Consider the following 17,049-nt stretch of genomic DNA (forward strand, 5'->3'; position numbering starts at 1 on the left):
TTCTGTGCTATATTTTGCCATTAAAAAACTGACCTCCTTTAGTTAGTTTTTAGGTCTAACTTTTGGGGGTCAGTTCAAAAATTAGGTGGTTTTTTAAATGAAATTTTTAAATTTTATTGACAAGTATCGAGTATCGATATATAATTAAATTAACGAATATCGAAACTCGATATTTTAAAGGAGGCACAAAATGCTCAAGTTTAGATTTTTATCTTATACAAATTTCGGACCAATGGCACAATGGTATGAAGAGATGGCGAAGGAAGGTTGGCAAATAGAAAAAATTCCACTTCCTTTTGTCCATAAGTTTAAAAAAAGTGAGCCAGCTGATATAAAATACCAATTTACAATTGCCCCTAACGAGACTTGGTATGTTAAGTTTTCTAAGGAAGAACTCAAAGACTATGACCAGATGGCAGAAGAATATGGTTGGCATATTGTTGATAGAAGTTTTAATATGAACCTATATCAGGTTGATGAGAATGGCTCAAATTCACTCTATAATGATGATTATTACGAAATTGAGATTTTAAATAAAGGTATTAAGGGAGAATTAATTACAATAAGCTTGAATCTTCTTGTTTTTGGCTTTATGGCTCTATCCAGCATTGCTCGTTTAAGATCAAGTGAAATATACTACTCTAATTTTCCATTTTTTATGGCACCAGCTGTTAGTTTATTTCTCATATTATCACTCTTATCTTTGGGAGATTATATAAGTTTTAAGAGGAGAAATAAGGAAGTACAATTAATAAAAAATTTGAAATTTTCTAGGCTGGGAATAGGAAAGTTACAAGCTTTACTACCTTTATTATCAATAGTGTTAATAATTTTGTCTTGGATTGCATTATTAATAAATCAGCTAGGAATGGGTTATGGACTAACAATACTTATTTCCGTGATTCCAATAATTATTATGGTTATTCTTATCTCTTACTTTATTAAAAAAGTAAAACTTATGGATGCACAAAAAGGACAGAAAAAATTCTTGTTTGCCTTAATACCAGTAATAATGTTTATAGTTTTTAGCGTATCTAATTTTGGTATGTTTGCTAAGCTTGCATTAAAAGATGACTTACAAACAAAAGAAATAGCTGGTTTTTCTGTAAGGAAAGAATCTACAAGTTTCTTAGCGGAAAGTTGTGAAGATTTTAGAGCAAAATCTCATGACCTTGATATAAGAAAAACTGTTGTAAATTCTGAAGGGCTTGCAGAAGATTTATTCAATAGAATTCTTAAAAATGCTAAAAACCACCCATATAGGGCAGAATTTGTAAAAGATATTTCGAAAGATTTTGCTTATGATAAGACTTACAGCCTTGCTGATGAGGATTCCTATTTGATTTTAAATGGAAATACAGTTTTAGAAGTTGATGGAAATATCTATGATGAAAAAGTCACAAAAGATATAGAAAAGATACTCGAGGCAAAATAATGGCAAGAGATCAATTTCAAACCTTAACAGAACCAATGTATTTCACTCTCTTAGCCCTGGGAGAAGTGAGAAATGGGGCAGAAATCACATCATGGGTAGAGGAGATAACTAAGGGCAGGGTATCCCTAGCACCTGGCACACTCTATGCTCTCCTTGCCCAATTTCTAGAAAATAATTTGATAAAAAGGGTCGAAGCGGACCAAAAAGGTAAACACTACATCATTACAGATGTAGGAAGGGATCTTTTAAAAGACGAAGTTCAAAGACTTAGGCTCTTGATTTCAAACTACGAAAATCATTTTGATAAATAAGTAAATAAAAAATCCCCTATTTTTTCTAAAAAGGTAAAATATTTAGTGATACTAGTATATTTTCAAGAAAATGGGGGATTATTTACATGCTAGAAAAAAATAATATTGTAAATAGAGAAAGTAAACTATGGCCAATCTTACTCGCCCTATTAGCAGCAATATTTTATGCCATAAGCACACCATTTTCAAAAGTCCTACTTGATAATGTTGGGCCTACATTCATGGCGGGATTCTTATACCTAGGTGCTGGCCTAGGGGTTGGAATAATATATTTATTTCACTATAAGGACGAAAATAAAAATACTAGACTAGGAAGGGAAGACTTGCCTTACAGCCTAGGCATGATAGTCCTAGACATTGTGGCACCGATATTTCTCATGCTAGGAATCGAGTATGGGACAGCATCAAACGCATCTTTATTGGGCAATTTTGAAATTGTAGCGACAACCCTTATAGCCTTATTTATATTTAAGGAAAAAGTTTCAGCAAGACTTTGGATAGCTATAGGTTTTATTAGCTCATCATGTATTTTATTATCCTTTGAAGGAGCTGATAGCTTTAAGTTTTCTATTGGATCTATTTTTGTAATTCTCGCTACATCATCCTGGGGATTAGAAAACAACTGCACTAGAAAAATTGCAGATAAGTCTACCTATCAAATTGTTTTACTAAAGGGAATATTTTCGGGAGGAGGCTCTCTTCTAATTGGTCTTTTTATTGGAGAGAAATTCCCGCCTATAAAATATATTATTTTGGTAATGCTTTTAGGTTTTGTGGCTTATGGACTTAGTATTTTTCTTTATATAAGAGCCCAAAGAGATTTGGGAGCTGCCAAAACCAGTGCTTATTATGCAGTGGCACCTTTTATAGGAGCCTTATTGTCCTTTCTGATCAATGGCGAAAAATTAACCCCTATGTATTTTATTGGACTTAGCCTCATGATTGTTGGGACAATTTTTGTAGTCAAAGACACCATGGCAAAACACCACAACCATACCCATAACCATTTAATAGTACATTTTCATAATGGAAGAATCCATACCCATAAGATAAGCCACGCTCACGATCACGAACACTTTATAAAGAATGGAAGACATAGGCATGAGCACAGAGATTTTCTTTTAAGCAAAGAACATATTTTAGACCATAATTAATTAAATAAGGGAAGTTAAAATGAATTGGATAAATAGTTTTGAGCTGATTTGTTATTTTATAGTCATATTACTGGTTGTAGACATTTATAAATCTAAAAATTATATGGAATTGGGACTCTTGATATCAGGCGCCTTGGCAGGATTTTCCTTGGAACTTTTGGCTGTAAGGCTAACTGATATTTACCATTACAGCGACGATTTTTTCATAAGCATAGGCTTCAGGCCCTATCAATTTCCATTTTTTGGAGGACTCATGTGGGGTGGGATAACAGTATGTGCCCTAAGAATTGCGAGAAAATTTCATTTTAATAAATTAATGACAGCCCTATTCGCTGGTTGGCTAATAGTAAGCATGGATCTGCTGCTGGACGTTGTTGCGATTAGGTTAGACGGTGGATTCTGGGTCTGGGACGGTCGAGAAATAAATCTAGCAATCAACCACCATATGTTTATGTCAGTAATTTGGGTCAATTTCCTGGGCTATATGTTTGAAGTCCCATTCATAGTCTACATGACCTTAAAAAGTTGGGAAAAGAAAAATAACAAGTCAAAAATAAATCTAGGCAAGTCACTTTTAATCGGATCTGGTGGAGTGATTTTTGTAGGAATCTGTTCTTATCTTGCCCTTTTCCTAGATAAAATAAGTGATGAATGGTTCTCCTGCATTGCATTTTGTCTTTTACGGACATTTATTTTTATAAAATTATTAGCCGAGTTAATGAGAAATCGAGAAAAAATTAGGTTGGCAAAGAATAAAGATTGGACATTGATAATATTCTGGTTTGCTATCTATGGATATTGTTTATGTGGATTAATTAAACTAGGCATAGTCCAAGCTATTCCAATATATGGAATATTCGCCGTATTTTTGTTTACCTTAACTATATATCTTGCCCTTATTAATATAGAAAAGGGAAAATAATAAAAATAATATGTGAATATTAAATTTAATATAGTTTTCAATACATTCCTAATCTAAATTTGATTTTGGGGTGTATTTTTTTAATATTTATATTTAAATTCAATAAATAATTTTATTTAATTTGTAAAATTTTTTATACAAACTAGCTCCAGTATTTTTGCTAAGTATAGTGAAAATAACACTAAGACTCAACATATATTTAAAAAATTAGGGGAAGCCGATGTATAAACTTTATCAAAAAAACGAGCTTAATTTTGCACTTTTCTGGATCCTTATTTATTGTTTGCTGGCTGCACCAATTATGGGGAAATTTGGGGATGCTAGTATCTTCATGTTTTTATTTCTTCTTGTGTTATCTATTATAATTACAACTTTTATCAAGAAATATAAGCTGGTTGAGAAATATGGTTTAGATAAGTATCCAAAAAATTCAAAAAGATATCTATATTTTCTTCCAGTCTGGATTCTTGCAACGGGGAATCTATGGGGTGGATTTAGCTTATCTTATACTGGACTTTCACAGCTATGGGCAGTGTTATCTATGATACTTATTGCTTATATTGAGGAAATTATTTTTCGTGGATTTCTTTTTAAGGCTTTGCAAGAAAAAAGTGGGCCTAAAAAAGCTATAGTTATAGTTGGCATAACTTTCGGTCTTGGTCATATTGTTAATCTTTTTGCAGGTCAAGCAAGTCTAGAAACCCTAGTTCAAATAATTTTTGCCATTGCTTGGGGATTTATTTTGGTTATTATTTTTTATAAAAGGAACAGCCTATTTCCTTGTATTATCGCCCATAGCCTAATAAATGCTTTTTCAAAATTTGGTGTAGAAAACCAAGTGACAAAATGGATCTATATTATTCTTACAATTATAGTGGCTATTTTCTATTGTTTATATTTATTGAAATTAGATAAGAAGGATGATTTGGATTAAAACTAAAATATTTTATAATACAGGAGATATAGATGAATCGTAGGAAATATTTGGAAATAAGAAGGATTGTCTTTATAATTATCTTTATAATTATCTTAATAATACTTGGAGTAATTGGGATAATTTCTTTTTATCTTATCTTAGAAAATTCTAATGGCTACTATCGAGAGGGCTTAATAGGATTAATATGTGACGCCATTTTACGAGTTTTTATTAGTTTGATTATTTGTACAACACTTTTTGCGACCTATTTTTTTAGGGAGAGGGATCGAGCAAGTATTATTTGGTGGATTTGTCTTGTCTTTTCTGTTCTGGGTATTTATCTTTTATTAAAAGCACCAATACTAGATTTGGAATATCTTGACAATCCAAAATCCATAAAGCTAGATTATGTAAGCTTTGAGGGAGATTACAACAATGAATATTCTGTAAAGTATCATTTGATTGGATATACAAAAAATGGCGAGATAAAAATCTTTGATATTAATGGAGAAACATACGATAGAGAAAAGGAAAAGTGGGGACCTTATGATAATGTTTTGGCTGATATAAAATATTTACCCCATACAGAAGTTTTAATTAAACTTGAAACGGAAAAAGGGGAATCTTAGTAGAATTATTATAATTAAAAACTTTATATATTCCTAATATTATTCTTACATAAAAAATAGAATCTGCTTCTATTATAAAATTATAAGAAAAATGGGGTGTTTTTATGAAAAATCTAGTAAAGTCGTTTGTATATTCATTAATATTCAGTTTAGTTTTTATTATTATCTCTGGACCAGTTAGTTTGGCGAGTAAAGCACAAAAATATTTACCATCTGGAATAAAATACGAAGATTTGCCACAAGAGATAGAAAGTTATTTAGGCAATAATAAGGATACAACTTATGGTCTAAATGTGATTGTGTACGACAGGAATCAAATTATTTATGAAAATTATTTTGGATATTTGGATAAGGAAGCTGGACTTAAGGCTGATTTTGATTCTGTTTACGAGTGGGGATCAATTTCTAAACTATTAGTTTGGGTTTCTATTATGCAGCTTTATGAAGCTGATAAAATTGATTTAAATAGGGATATAAGGGAGTATTTACCAGATAATTTCCTCAATAATCTAAGTTATGACAAGCCAATTACTATTTTAGATCTAATGAATCATAAGGCGGGTTTCCAAGATACATATTTTATCCAAACTACAGATCCTTCGGAAATAAAAAGCCTTGATGATACTCTTAGCACTAATCAACCCAGGCAAATCTATGAGCCAGGCCAACATACAGGATATTCGAATTGGGGAGCGGCTCTTGGAGTTTTATAGTCGAGAGAGTTTCAGGTATGGATTATGTAGATTATGTTCATGAAAATATTTTTAGACCTCTAAAGATGGACCATAGCTCAATAAGTCCTGTATTTGATGATAATGAGTGGGTTAAAAATCAAAGACTTAAGCTTAAATGTTATGACACAAAGGGAGAAAAAATTGAAGGACCTGGAATATATTATATTCATCTTTATCCTGCTGGCAGTGCAATGGGCACAATAGGCGATTTGGCAAAATTAGCTCGTGCTCTTACTTCTGGTGATAATAATTTTTCTCCACTTTTTAAAAATCAAAGCACTCTAAAAAAGATTTACACTCCTACAAGTTTTTACGGACCAACAGAGATTCCTAAAAATTTCTATGGTTTTTTTGCAAGTGAGTATGGCCTTAAAACTATTGGCCATGGGGGTAATACTTTTGATTGCTCAGCTATGTTGCAATTTGATCCTATTAGTGGGGTTGTAATGGTTCTTATGACTAATCAAGCCCATGAAACTATTTATAATTACGATATGTATGAATTAATTTTTGATAAATTTAAAGATTCTGACTTAACTAAAATTAAAATGGATGTTCCCTAAAGGTCTTCTTTTAAATACTCGTGGGATAATGACAGGACCACTAAAATTTATTAGTGCTTTGGGAGTAACTTCCTATGGAGAAGAAGATTTGGGAAATTGGTGGTATGAAGAAAATGAGATAGTTGAGATCCAATTTTCAGATTTTCTTATATCTACACCTAAGGCTCTTACAAATATTTTATTTATGGTGTTTTTTATTCTTGCTGGCATATATGGTTTGGTGAAGGTTATTCTAGGGGCTTGATTAAAGAGAAGATAAAAAATAAGAGAAATTTAAAGAATCTTGCGCAGATTCGTAAGGATTCATATTTTATTTTTGTTTTGATGTCAATATCATTTATTAATTTGCTAATTATTTTTTTTTAGACTTAGCCATGGCTATGGTACTGGAAATATTGGAATCAGGGCTTCATACATGGTTCAAAGTGCAATATTTTTACCTCTAATTTTTTTAATGGCATATTTTGTTTTTAATGGATTTAGAAAATATTATAACAAGGCTAGTGAGAAAGAAAAATATAAGTTTTTTATAAATAGTCTTCTTGCTATGACTCAGATTCTAGTAATACTTAGTTTCGAAATGTATAGGTTTTGGGAAATTTAAAATACTATGAAAAAATTTTTGAAAATAATTTTGTCTATTTTGCTTATATCAATATTTTTGATTTTGGGACTACAATTTTGGGGAAGTGTTTTAATAAATCAAGGCCAAAGGGTGGAATAAATGAGTCGATGTATGTTGAAATTAACGGAACAAAGTAGGGGATAAACATTTATGGTGAAGATATAAATAATCCAGTTTTACTTTATTTGCACGGAGGGCCTGGCTCAGCTACTAGTGAAATTGATTATGCTTTCACAAGAAAATGGGCGGATATTTTCACAGTTGTGACTTGGGATCAGAGAAATTGTGGAAAAAGTTATGATAAAAATCAAAATAATATAAAGCTAACGAGAGAGATTTTTATGGAAGATGGCAAAGAAATGACTGAATTTCTAAGAGAATATCTGGGAGTTGATAAAATAAGTATTCTGGGTCATTCTTGGGGGTCATTATATGGGGCAAATCTCGTCCAAGCCTATCCTAATTATTATAATTTATATATTGGCACTGGCCAAATAGTTGATATTGTAGAAAATGAAAAGGCTTTTAAAGAAGAGGCGATAAAATGGGCGGCAAATAACCATGGAGATATGAACCTATTAGAAACTTACAATCCTGAAGAAATCAACTTGAAAAATATCAAAATAAAAAATACAATTTTAAATAAATATGGATACGATATGATGAAAGATGGTTCAGATTATGATCTTTTTACAACTCTTTTATTCAATCCGAATTACTCAATAAAAGATTGGGCTGCTTATTTTGGCAGAGACATTAAAGTATATTTTGATTTTTATAGGTCAGATGAATTTAAGGATTTTTCCATAAAAGGAAAGTACACTTATCAAGTTCCCAATATAAATATTAATGGTGATATGGATTATCAGGCTAATTACAAACTAGCGAGAGAATATTTTGATGAGCTAGAGGCGCCAGAAAAAGAATTGTATCTTATGGAAAATACCAGCCATGGACTTATGGAGTCAAAGTCTGAAGAGTTTTCAGATTTAATCCATAAAATTTATTTAAAATATAATAAGTATCTTAAATAAATTTATTAAATTTAATCGTAAGTTGAAGCGATGATAAAATTTAATATTTGTTTTTTCAATAATAGCAGAGTCTTTTAAGATTATTAGGTCTTTTAAGACTCTTTTTCATAGGTTTTAAAATTGAATTCCTAGATAATGTGAATTTTTTCTTACAACTACAATCAAATGATAAATATTATCAAAAAATAATTGACAAAAATAAAAGCTGGGGCTATACTATAAATAGTTAGGTATGCCTAACTTTTAATTAGAATTAATTTATTGGAGGAAATATGAAAATTAAAAAAATATTAATGGTCCTTGCAATGCTTATCATTGCTAGTTCCTGTTCAAAAAACGAAAAGAATACAGAATCAGAAGGTGCTAATCAAGATGGTGGCAAGAAGGTAGTTACAGTTACAACTTCTTTCTTGTATGATATGGTTGATAATTTGGTTGGAGATAAGGTTGATAAGGAATTAATTATTCCTGCTGGCGAAGACCCACACCTATATACTGCAAAACCACAAGATTTGGAAAAGATTAAAAAGGCTGATCTTCTTTTATATCACGGTCTTCATTTTGAGGGCAAGATGGTTGATGTTTTGGAGAAGAGAGGCTCTGCAGTTTCTAGAACTTTCAAAAAAGAAGATATTGGTGAAATGGAAGAGGGTGGAAAAGTTGTTGTTGACCCACACTTTTGGTTTTCTATAAAACTTTACAAGGAAGCCACAAAAAACGCTGCTGAGGATTTAGAAAAACTTCTTCCTGAAGAAAAAGAAAATATTGAGAAAAATCTAGAATCTTATCTTGCAAAGCTTGATGAACTTGATAAGGAAAATAAGGAAAAAATAAACTCCATTCCTGAAGCTAGTAGGTATTTGATTACACCACACGATGCTTTCAATTATTTTTCAAGAGCTTATAACATTCCTGTTAAGGCTCCACAAGGTGTGTCTACAGACAGCGAAGTTGCAAATAAGGATATTGAAGATACTGTAAACTTTATTGTCGAAAACAAAATCAAGGCGATTTTTGCAGAATCAACAACTGACCCAATGAGGATGGAAAAATTAAAGGAAGCTGTAAAGGCTAAGGGCTTTGATGTAAAAGTAGTCTCAGGTGAGGGCAAAGAACTTTTCTCAGATTCTCTTGCACCAGTAGGCCAAGCTGGCGACACATATATTGATATGTACAAGCACAATGTTGATTTAATAGTAGAAAACTTGAAATAGGTGGAATTTTGAAGGATGTAATCATAAAAGTAGAGGATATGACAATAGCTTATGCTGATAAGCCGGTCCTCTGGGATAATGATATAGATATAATAAATAATTCAATAACAGCGATTATCGGCCCTAATGGGGCGGGCAAATCAACCTTGATCAAGGGAATCCTTAATTTACAGAAAAAATTATCAGGATCTGTTACTATCATGGGCAAGTCCTTTGAAGAGGTTAAGAAAAAAATTGCCTATATACCACAAACTGCTTCAGTAAATTGGGATTTTCCTACAACTGTTTTAGATGTTGTGCTAATGGGCAGGTATGTCCACCTTGGTTGGCTAAAAAGACCGACCAAGGAAGACTACGACATTGCTAGAAAAGCTTTAGAAAAAATTGGTATGGAAGAATTTGAAGATAGGCAAATTTCAGAACTCTCAGGTGGCCAAAGGCAAAGAGTTTTCATAGCTAGGGCCATTTGCCAAGATGCAGACATATATTTTATGGATGAGCCTCTTGCAGGTGTGGATAAGGTGACAGAAAAAATTATTTTTGATTTTATGAAGGATTCTCAAAATAAGGGAAAAACTTCCATAGTTGTCCACCATGACCTTAATACCATTGAAAAATATTTTGACCATATAGTGATTTTAAATAAAAAAGTCATTGCCCAAGGTCCTGTTAGCGAGACTTTCACAAAAGAAAATGTAGACAAGGCTTTTGTGAGGTAAGTTTATGGATATTTTTAGAAATTATTCTTTTATAATAGTGGCCCTTGGTACTGTTATTCTTGCCATGGCTACTGGTATAATTGGATCTATAAGCGTTTTAAAGGGCAAGTCATTGATAGGAGATGCCATTGGTCACTCTACTTATCCTGGAATTGTTATTGCCTTTATGCTATCAATGGAAAAATCTCCCCTTGTTCTTTTGCTTGGAGCGGCTATTGCTGGAGCTATTTCATTTTTCCTGATAGATATGATAGCAAATAACTCAAAAATAGACCTCGATGCGACATTAGCTATCGTATTATCGAGCTTTTTTGGACTAGGTATGGTTTTAAAATCCTATATCCAAGGTAATCCTACTTATGCATGTGTTTCTCAATCTGGCCTAAAAAACTATATTTTCGGTCAGGCCTCATATATTATGAAAAATGATGTTAAGATAATTTTTATTGTATCAATTTTTTCAATATTGCTTTTATTAACTTTTTATAAAGAAATAAAGGTCTATGTATTTGATGAAGTCTATGCAAAAACAATCGGCATAAAACCTAGCATAATGAACACAGTAATACTCCTTGCAACCATGCTTTTAATCACAACTGGCCTTAAGCTTGTTGGGGCGATTTTGATTTCATCCATGCTCATAGTGCCAGCAATTACAGCCCTTCAATGGACTGATAAATTCAATGTAATGCTAATAATTGCAGGGCTTTGCGGTGGGGTATCAGCTTTTATCGGCACCTATATATCCACAGCTTATGACGGGATGAGTACGGGATCTACAATTATTTTGATAATGAGCTTTATTTCCCTAGTTTCTATGTTGATCGGACCTAGAGGGATTAGAAAACAGCTTGGGAGGAAAAAATATGCTTGATTTTTTAAGGTATTCTTTTATATCTAATTATCAAACCCTCTTAGTTCTTCTTGTGACAGCCATAGCTTGTTCTTTAATTGGAGTATTCCTAGTTTTAAGAAGGCTATCAATGCTAGCAGATGCAATTAGCCATTCAATCTTATTGGGTATTGTTCTAGCCTATTTCATAGTTAAGGATATTACTTCGGTCTACTTGGTATTTGGAGCGGCGATATTTGGGATAATAACTGTGTTATCCATAGAATCTTTATCCAAAACCAAACTTGTCAAAAATGATGATGCAGTAGGAATTGTTTTTCCAATGTTTTTTGCCCTGGCAGTTATACTTATTACAAAGTATGCGAGAAATGTTCACCTAGATGTGGATGTGGTCTTAATGGGTGAGGTAATCATGGCGCCTTTAAATACTATGAACTTTTTAGGATACGAGATACCAAAATCCCTCTTGCAAATGTCTGTGATTGGGCTAATAAATTTAAGTTTTATAGTCGTATTTTTTAAAGAACTAAAACTAACTACTTTTGATCCGGAATTTGCAAAGATTGCAGGATTTTCAGAAGTGCTATTATTTTATGGTCTAATGACCTTAACATCATTTACGACAGTGGTTGCCTTTGAGGCAGTAGGGGCAATTTTAGTAATCTCCTTTTTGATTGCTCCGGCAGCGAGTGCATATCTTATAAGCAAAAATCTCAGAACTATGATAATAATTTCAGTTATATATGCTATAATAAATTCTATACTTGGATTTGTCTTAGCTATGTACTATAATTTGTCAATGTCAGGTATGTCTGCAACTATGGCTGGCATAAGTTTCCTAATTACATTTTTATTTAATAAAAATGGATTTTTGATGAAAATCTTAACTCGAAAGAAAAATCATAGGGAATTTAAAAAAGACGTATTTTTGATGCACGTTGGCAACCACCAAGCCCAAGAAGATGCTAGCGAAGAGTTAGGCTTATCAACAATTTATAGGCACTTATCATGGAAAAAAGAAGATATTGAAAAATATAGTCAAATCCTTATTTCTGAAAATAAGATTGAGGTTGATGGAGGTATTTATAAACTAACTGAAAAGGGTAGAATCTTATATGTAAGTTTAATAAAAGATTACGGACTATGAGGTATAAGATGAACTCTATCAGACAAGACTACATTCAAGCTATATACAGGCTTTCAAAAGATAAGGGCTATACTAGCAATAAAAATATATCTGATTATTTTTCTATAAGTAGACCATCTGTTAGCGAAATGATCAAAAAGCTAGTGGATGATGGCCTAGTAATTCAAGAAAAAAACAAGATTCACCTAAGCGATTTGGGAGATAGGGAAGCCAAGGAGATTCTTTCTAAACACAGGATTTGGGAATGTTTCCTTGTGGATGCACTTGGGCTTAGTGGAGAAATTGTCCATGACCAATCGGATTTGCTAGAACATGTGACAAGTGAAGAGATGTTTGCAGCTTTAAATAAGTTTCTAGCTTATCCAACAATATCTCCAAAAGGGAAAAGAATTTATACTAACGAAAATAAGTAAAAATTAAAAGAAAAAGCCAAGTTCAAATTCAAATGGGAATTAAATTCTCCTAAGATTTTGACTTGGCTTTTTCTTTTGACTTTTTTATTTACTTTCATCTCCCAAATTTCTTAATTTATCAACTTGTTCTTCTTGTCCCAGGACTATTAAAACGTCACCTATTTTTAAAGTGTAGGACCCGTGAGGGTTGAAAATCATTTTTCCATCTTCAAATTTTTTGATAGCTAGGACTATTAGGCCAGTTTTGTTTGGGATTTGTGCTTCTATTAGGTTTTTATTTTCTAGGTAGGAACCACTCCTGACTATAACTTCCTCAAGGTCAAGCTCAACATCACCGACTTTTGTGACTACATCTAAGAACGAAATAATATTTGGTTTGATCACGAGAGATGCCATTCTTTTGCCGCTAATTTCTGTGGATGATAATGTCTTATTAGCCCCAACTTTCATTAGCTTATCACTGCCTGACTTTGTTATAGCGTTTGATATAATATATATTTCCTTATTCATATTCCTTGCGGTTAGGACTGTAACAATATTATCGACTTCTGTATCAAGGGTAGAAATCAGACCCTTGGCTTTCATGATTCCAGCGTGGTCGAGGACATTTTCTTCTGTGGATTGTCCTTCAATAACTAAAATATCATGATGACTATAATCGTCTAAATCTTCACGATTATTTGTAATAACAACAAAGTCTAACTTTTCTTTTATAAATTTATCTATAATGACTTCTGCAAGCTCTCCTGAACCACAAATTATGTAATGATCATTTAGAGCCGAAATTTTTTTATCCATCTTACTTCCCTTCCATAAGTCGCCAAGTTTTCCTTCTACAAACATCGCCACAACAGACGTAAAGGTGTAACCAACTATACCTACACCTAAAAAAATCATAAAAACAGAAAAAAGTTCTGATGCATCGCTAGTTGTGCCTACTTCGCCAAAACCAACTGTAGATATGGTTATTACTGTCATATAAAGGGCATCAACAAAGTCTACTTTTAGTAAGACCATATAGCCAAGGACACCTATAACCAGCAAAAATATAAAGGCACCGATAATTAATTTGAGTTTTCTTTTTTCTTCCATACCCAGCTCCTTCTTGACTTGATTATAATATATTTTGAAAGAAAAAGCTATACCTACTTTTTTGATAGGGTATAATTTATATATATTTAGGAGGTCAGGTTATGGAAAAATTAAAAAAAATGTTGCCCTACTTATTGATAAATATTGGAATGTTTTATCTATTGCCAACCCTTATGATAGATACTGGATCTGCTATGATAATCTTGTTAATCTTGATGCCTTTAGGTTGTTTTTTAACATCCTTAGCTTATGGCGTGAAAAATTCATTTTCTTGGCTTTATCCAATTTTTGTGATGCTTGTTTTTATCCCATCGATATTTATTTTTTATAACGAAAGTGCTTTTGTTTATGTTTTTGCCTATGGGGTTATATCCCTTGTTGGATCTTTTTTGGGAGCTAGCTTTAATAGGAAGATTTAGAGGTTTTTTGGGAAAAATTATAAAGGAGTATATTTTGAAAGTTAAAAAGAGAACTTTATTATTAATTGCAGGCATAGTGTGGTTAATTGCGGGCTTTAATGTGGCAAGACTTGGGACTTTATCTTTTGGTTTGATTGATAAAAATTGGTATTTGTATGCCCTTACTATTTTGATTTTCATAATTTTTGGAACTATGTTTTATAAGATGAGCGAAAAACACACAAAAAGAATTTTAGCCTATGAAGATAAAAGGCCATTTTGGAATTTTTTTGATGCCAAATCTTACTTGATTATGGTCTTTATGATGTCTATGGGTATAGGACTTCGTGCAATTGGTAAAATACCTGAATTTTTCATTGCCTTTTTCTACACAGGACTTGGTTTCGCATTGGCACTGGCTGGAGTAATTTTTATTTATAATTATATTTTTATCAAAAACTAAATAATAAAGGAATCTTATGAAATATTTTAAAAAAATTATTTCAAAGACTCTGATGGTAAATATAAATACCTTACTATAAGCGCGAGCGAATCGGGATTTGTATGAGAAGATGATTAGAAAGGGCTTTTGGGATTAGATAAATGAATATAGAAAAAACCAGACAATTTTATAAAGATTATGATGACCTATGTGATTGTGCTTATTGCAAAAATTATATAAAAGAGATTAGGAAGGCCTATTCAGACTTGGCAGAATACTTAGATAAGCTAGGAGTTGATATAGAAAAGCCTTTTGAAGCCATGCCAGGAGAGCCAAGTGGGGGCTATATTGAATATTTGGGAGCCCAGTATATTATTATTGGAAATAAGGATGATTTTAGAAAAGTAAAGCTAGGAGAACTAACAATTGACCTTGCAGAATCTTTCCCAGATACTGGCCTAGCTGGCAATCATTTTGTAATAGAAATTTATCCAATAAAATTAAAGTGGACAATAGAAGGTGAAATATGAATAAATTTATTAAAGAATTTTCAGAAATTAAAGGTCAATATGTTGATGAAATACCAGGCCAAGCACGTTTTGGATACGCTCTATCCGATATGGATGACTTTTTTGAGATAGAAGACATAATCAAATACGACGGATCCTATAAGGAATCTGTGATAAGATTTTATGATTACTTAACAGGGAAAGTTTATCTGCCTTTTGACTTAAAAAAGAACATAGCCTATGGCAGGCCTATTTTTATAGGAAATATTTTTTACATCTTACAAGTAGACTTTAATGAGGGTCTTGCAAATATTTATAAGTATTATCCAGGTGAAATTTTAGAAAAAATTATCGACTACAAGATAAAAGACCTATCCACCTATAATCTCGAGCTTATCGGATCTGACCTCCACCTAATAAGCCAAGATTCTGAAAACTTAGAAATTTACTATCCTTACAGGAAAACAATAAAACTTACTGGAAGCGAATCGGTACTTTTGATAGACGATGGCATGGTCTATATTAATCGTTGGATTGAAGAAGGCTGGGATGATGAAAAGGATAGGGCAGGAGAAGACTATTCTTATTATGATAAGTTAATTGTTAAAGACTTGGATTCAAATATTATCGAAGAAAGGATTGGTAACCTCTACCAAAGACATGACGGAACTTGGTGGCTTGCATAGAAAAATGGTAAACCTAGATATATTCTTAATCGATTATGAAATAGTGAAGGCAAATCCCAAATGGTGGCTTGACATATTAGAAATTTTCTTAAAGCCAGGATTAAGAGTCAAAGCAAGTATTGATCGAAATCAGACTGATATTTTAGAAAAACTTTCTACTTATTATAATGACCTTAAAATCGCTAAAGAAAGAAATCAAATATATTTTGAAGGCATCTTAAATAGGGAAATGATAAAAGATTTTAAGGAGTCTTATAAAGTAAAAAATGACGATGGTATGGATTATTATAGTCCATTCATTAGGCTTGAAATTGGGGATAATTATTGCAGTGCCCATAATGGGAGAGAGCTTTATTTGACAGGTCTTAGTGAAGTCGAACTAGGTGATGTTTTAAAAGTTCTTAATCCTTTAAGGGAATCTTTTAAAATCGATATTAGTTAAGGAGAAGAAATGATTTTATATTTTTCTGCTACAGGTAATAGTGAATTTTTGGCTAAATCTCTTGGTGATGAACTTGGGGATGAAGTTGTGGATTTATTTTCTTACATAAAAGAAGGCAGGTCTGGTGTTTTTGAATCTGATAGTCCCTTTGTCCTTGTTTGTCCAACTTATTCTTGGAGGGTCCCTTTATTTTTATCAAAATATTTGTTAACTTGTGATTTTAAGGGGAGCAGGGATTTTTATGTGGTGATGGATTATGGAGATTCTTGTGGCAATGCCTATTATTACATAAAAGAAGATTTACACAAGCTAGGCCTTAATTTTAAGGGGCTTTATGGGGTCAAAATGCCTGAAAATTATATTATGCTTTTTGATATTGATTCTAAAGAGGTTAATAAAAAAATAATCGAGGAAGGATCTAAGAAAGTAGGCGAAATTGCTTCTTTCATTAGAAACAAAGAAGCTTTCCCTAAGAAAAATGTTGGCCTTACAGGAAAATTCCAATCAGGAGTAATAAATCCTATATTTTTCAAATTTATAGCCAAGGATAAGAAATTTTATGCGACCGATAAATGTATTTCATGTGGACTTTGCGAGAAAGTTTGCGTATTAAATAATATTACTTATAAGAAAGCTAGGCCTGTATGGAATGGCAACTGTACCCATTGTTCAGCCTGCATTTCAAAATGTCCAGTTTCTGCTATTGAATATGGCAAGAAGACCCAAGGCAAAGATCCTTATCTTTTGTCAAAAATATTAGATAATTGAATAGTCTTTTTATTTATTATTAATTTGTCAAAAAAATACCAAA

22 protein-coding genes are annotated in these 17,049 nt (G+C 32.1%); 21 read left to right on the top strand and 1 reads right to left on the bottom strand.

Annotated elements, in window-relative coordinates:
* The first annotated feature begins 190 nt into the window (after positions 1-190).
* The 15 genes from AC1EJ5_RS09345 (at position 191) to AC1EJ5_RS09415 (ending at position 12,669) form a co-directional block, all read left to right on the top strand.
* Positions 191-1,435, top strand: a complete 1,245-nt coding sequence (locus AC1EJ5_RS09345) for a DUF2812 domain-containing protein (protein ID WP_479815877.1) — start codon at positions 191-193, stop codon at positions 1,433-1,435.
* Positions 1,435-1,746 carry a PadR family transcriptional regulator gene (locus AC1EJ5_RS09350; protein WP_223420508.1) on the top strand — a complete coding sequence of 104 codons (312 nt, stop codon included), beginning with the start codon at positions 1,435-1,437 and terminating at the stop codon, positions 1,744-1,746. Before AC1EJ5_RS09345 ends, AC1EJ5_RS09350 begins: the two co-directional genes overlap by 1 nt.
* 86 nt (positions 1,747-1,832) lie before the next feature.
* Positions 1,833-2,900, top strand: a complete 1,068-nt coding sequence (locus AC1EJ5_RS09355; protein ID WP_223420507.1) for a DMT family transporter — start codon at positions 1,833-1,835, stop codon at positions 2,898-2,900.
* 19 nt (positions 2,901-2,919) lie between these two features.
* Positions 2,920-3,822, top strand: a complete 903-nt coding sequence (locus AC1EJ5_RS09360; RefSeq protein ID WP_479815879.1) for a carotenoid biosynthesis protein — start codon at positions 2,920-2,922, stop codon at positions 3,820-3,822.
* Positions 3,823-4,042: 220 nt separating this feature from the next.
* A complete protein-coding gene (locus AC1EJ5_RS09365) occupies positions 4,043-4,756 on the top strand; it encodes a CPBP family intramembrane glutamic endopeptidase (protein ID WP_209772335.1) in 714 nt (237 codons plus the stop codon).
* Positions 4,757-4,788: 32 nt separating this feature from the next.
* Positions 4,789-5,367, top strand: a complete 579-nt coding sequence (locus AC1EJ5_RS09370) for a hypothetical protein (protein WP_479815881.1) — start codon at positions 4,789-4,791, stop codon at positions 5,365-5,367.
* A gap of 104 nt (positions 5,368-5,471) precedes the next feature.
* Entirely contained in the window at positions 5,472-6,080 is a 609-nt protein-coding gene (locus AC1EJ5_RS09375; RefSeq protein WP_479815883.1) for a serine hydrolase domain-containing protein, read from the top strand.
* Between the two features lie 17 nt (positions 6,081-6,097).
* The gene (locus AC1EJ5_RS09380; protein WP_479815885.1) at positions 6,098-6,664 is read left to right on the top strand and encodes a serine hydrolase domain-containing protein; all 567 of its coding nucleotides are present in this window, start codon (positions 6,098-6,100) and stop codon (positions 6,662-6,664) included.
* A 28-nt stretch (positions 6,665-6,692) separates the two neighbouring features.
* Positions 6,693-6,908, top strand: a complete 216-nt coding sequence (locus AC1EJ5_RS09385) for a hypothetical protein (RefSeq protein WP_209772332.1) — start codon at positions 6,693-6,695, stop codon at positions 6,906-6,908.
* A gap of 566 nt (positions 6,909-7,474) precedes the next feature.
* The gene (locus AC1EJ5_RS09390) at positions 7,475-8,323 is read left to right on the top strand and encodes an alpha/beta hydrolase (RefSeq protein WP_479815887.1); all 849 of its coding nucleotides are present in this window, start codon (positions 7,475-7,477) and stop codon (positions 8,321-8,323) included.
* A 272-nt stretch (positions 8,324-8,595) separates the two neighbouring features.
* Positions 8,596-9,537, top strand: coding sequence for a metal ABC transporter solute-binding protein, Zn/Mn family (locus tag AC1EJ5_RS09395; RefSeq protein WP_479815889.1), 942 nt, complete (start codon positions 8,596-8,598; stop codon positions 9,535-9,537).
* Between the two features lie 8 nt (positions 9,538-9,545).
* On the top strand, positions 9,546-10,256 hold the full coding sequence (locus tag AC1EJ5_RS09400; protein WP_479815891.1) for a metal ABC transporter ATP-binding protein: 711 nt from the start codon (positions 9,546-9,548) through the stop codon (positions 10,254-10,256).
* A gap of 4 nt (positions 10,257-10,260) precedes the next feature.
* Positions 10,261-11,130: a metal ABC transporter permease gene (locus AC1EJ5_RS09405; RefSeq protein WP_311479905.1), complete on the top strand. Its 870-nt coding sequence runs from the start codon at positions 10,261-10,263 to the stop codon at positions 11,128-11,130.
* On the top strand, positions 11,123-12,256 hold the full coding sequence (locus tag AC1EJ5_RS09410; RefSeq protein ID WP_479815893.1) for a metal ABC transporter permease: 1,134 nt from the start codon (positions 11,123-11,125) through the stop codon (positions 12,254-12,256). The genes AC1EJ5_RS09405 and AC1EJ5_RS09410 overlap by 8 nt, the downstream gene beginning before the upstream one ends.
* Positions 12,257-12,264: 8 nt before the next feature.
* On the top strand, positions 12,265-12,669 hold the full coding sequence (locus AC1EJ5_RS09415) for a metal-dependent transcriptional regulator (protein WP_223420498.1): 405 nt from the start codon (positions 12,265-12,267) through the stop codon (positions 12,667-12,669).
* 84 nt (positions 12,670-12,753) lie between these two features.
* On the opposite strand, the gene AC1EJ5_RS09420 is transcribed toward AC1EJ5_RS09415, so the two are convergent.
* Positions 12,754-13,761, bottom strand: coding sequence for a potassium channel family protein (locus AC1EJ5_RS09420; protein WP_479815895.1), 1,008 nt, complete (start codon positions 13,759-13,761; stop codon positions 12,754-12,756).
* A gap of 101 nt (positions 13,762-13,862) precedes the next feature.
* Between AC1EJ5_RS09420 and AC1EJ5_RS09425 the strand changes: the two genes are divergently transcribed.
* The 6 genes from AC1EJ5_RS09425 to AC1EJ5_RS09450 all read left to right on the top strand — a co-directional run bounded on the left by AC1EJ5_RS09425 (position 13,863) and on the right by AC1EJ5_RS09450 (position 17,006).
* Positions 13,863-14,180, top strand: coding sequence for a hypothetical protein (locus AC1EJ5_RS09425; protein ID WP_479815897.1), 318 nt, complete (start codon positions 13,863-13,865; stop codon positions 14,178-14,180).
* 34 nt (positions 14,181-14,214) lie between these two features.
* Positions 14,215-14,622: a hypothetical protein gene (locus AC1EJ5_RS09430; protein ID WP_479815899.1), complete on the top strand. Its 408-nt coding sequence runs from the start codon at positions 14,215-14,217 to the stop codon at positions 14,620-14,622.
* A gap of 140 nt (positions 14,623-14,762) precedes the next feature.
* Positions 14,763-15,131: a hypothetical protein gene (locus AC1EJ5_RS09435; protein WP_308749353.1), complete on the top strand. Its 369-nt coding sequence runs from the start codon at positions 14,763-14,765 to the stop codon at positions 15,129-15,131.
* A complete protein-coding gene (locus AC1EJ5_RS09440; protein ID WP_479815901.1) occupies positions 15,128-15,796 on the top strand; it encodes a hypothetical protein in 669 nt (222 codons plus the stop codon). The genes AC1EJ5_RS09435 and AC1EJ5_RS09440 overlap by 4 nt, the downstream gene beginning before the upstream one ends.
* The gene (locus tag AC1EJ5_RS09445) at positions 15,789-16,238 is read left to right on the top strand and encodes a hypothetical protein (protein WP_479815903.1); all 450 of its coding nucleotides are present in this window, start codon (positions 15,789-15,791) and stop codon (positions 16,236-16,238) included. The genes AC1EJ5_RS09440 and AC1EJ5_RS09445 overlap by 8 nt, the downstream gene beginning before the upstream one ends.
* Before the next feature lie 9 nt (positions 16,239-16,247).
* On the top strand, positions 16,248-17,006 hold the full coding sequence (locus AC1EJ5_RS09450) for an EFR1 family ferrodoxin (protein ID WP_479815905.1): 759 nt from the start codon (positions 16,248-16,250) through the stop codon (positions 17,004-17,006).
* The last annotated feature ends 43 nt before the right edge of the window (positions 17,007-17,049 follow it).

It is taken from the genome of Anaerococcus sp. C0059F3 (assembly GCF_056590475.1).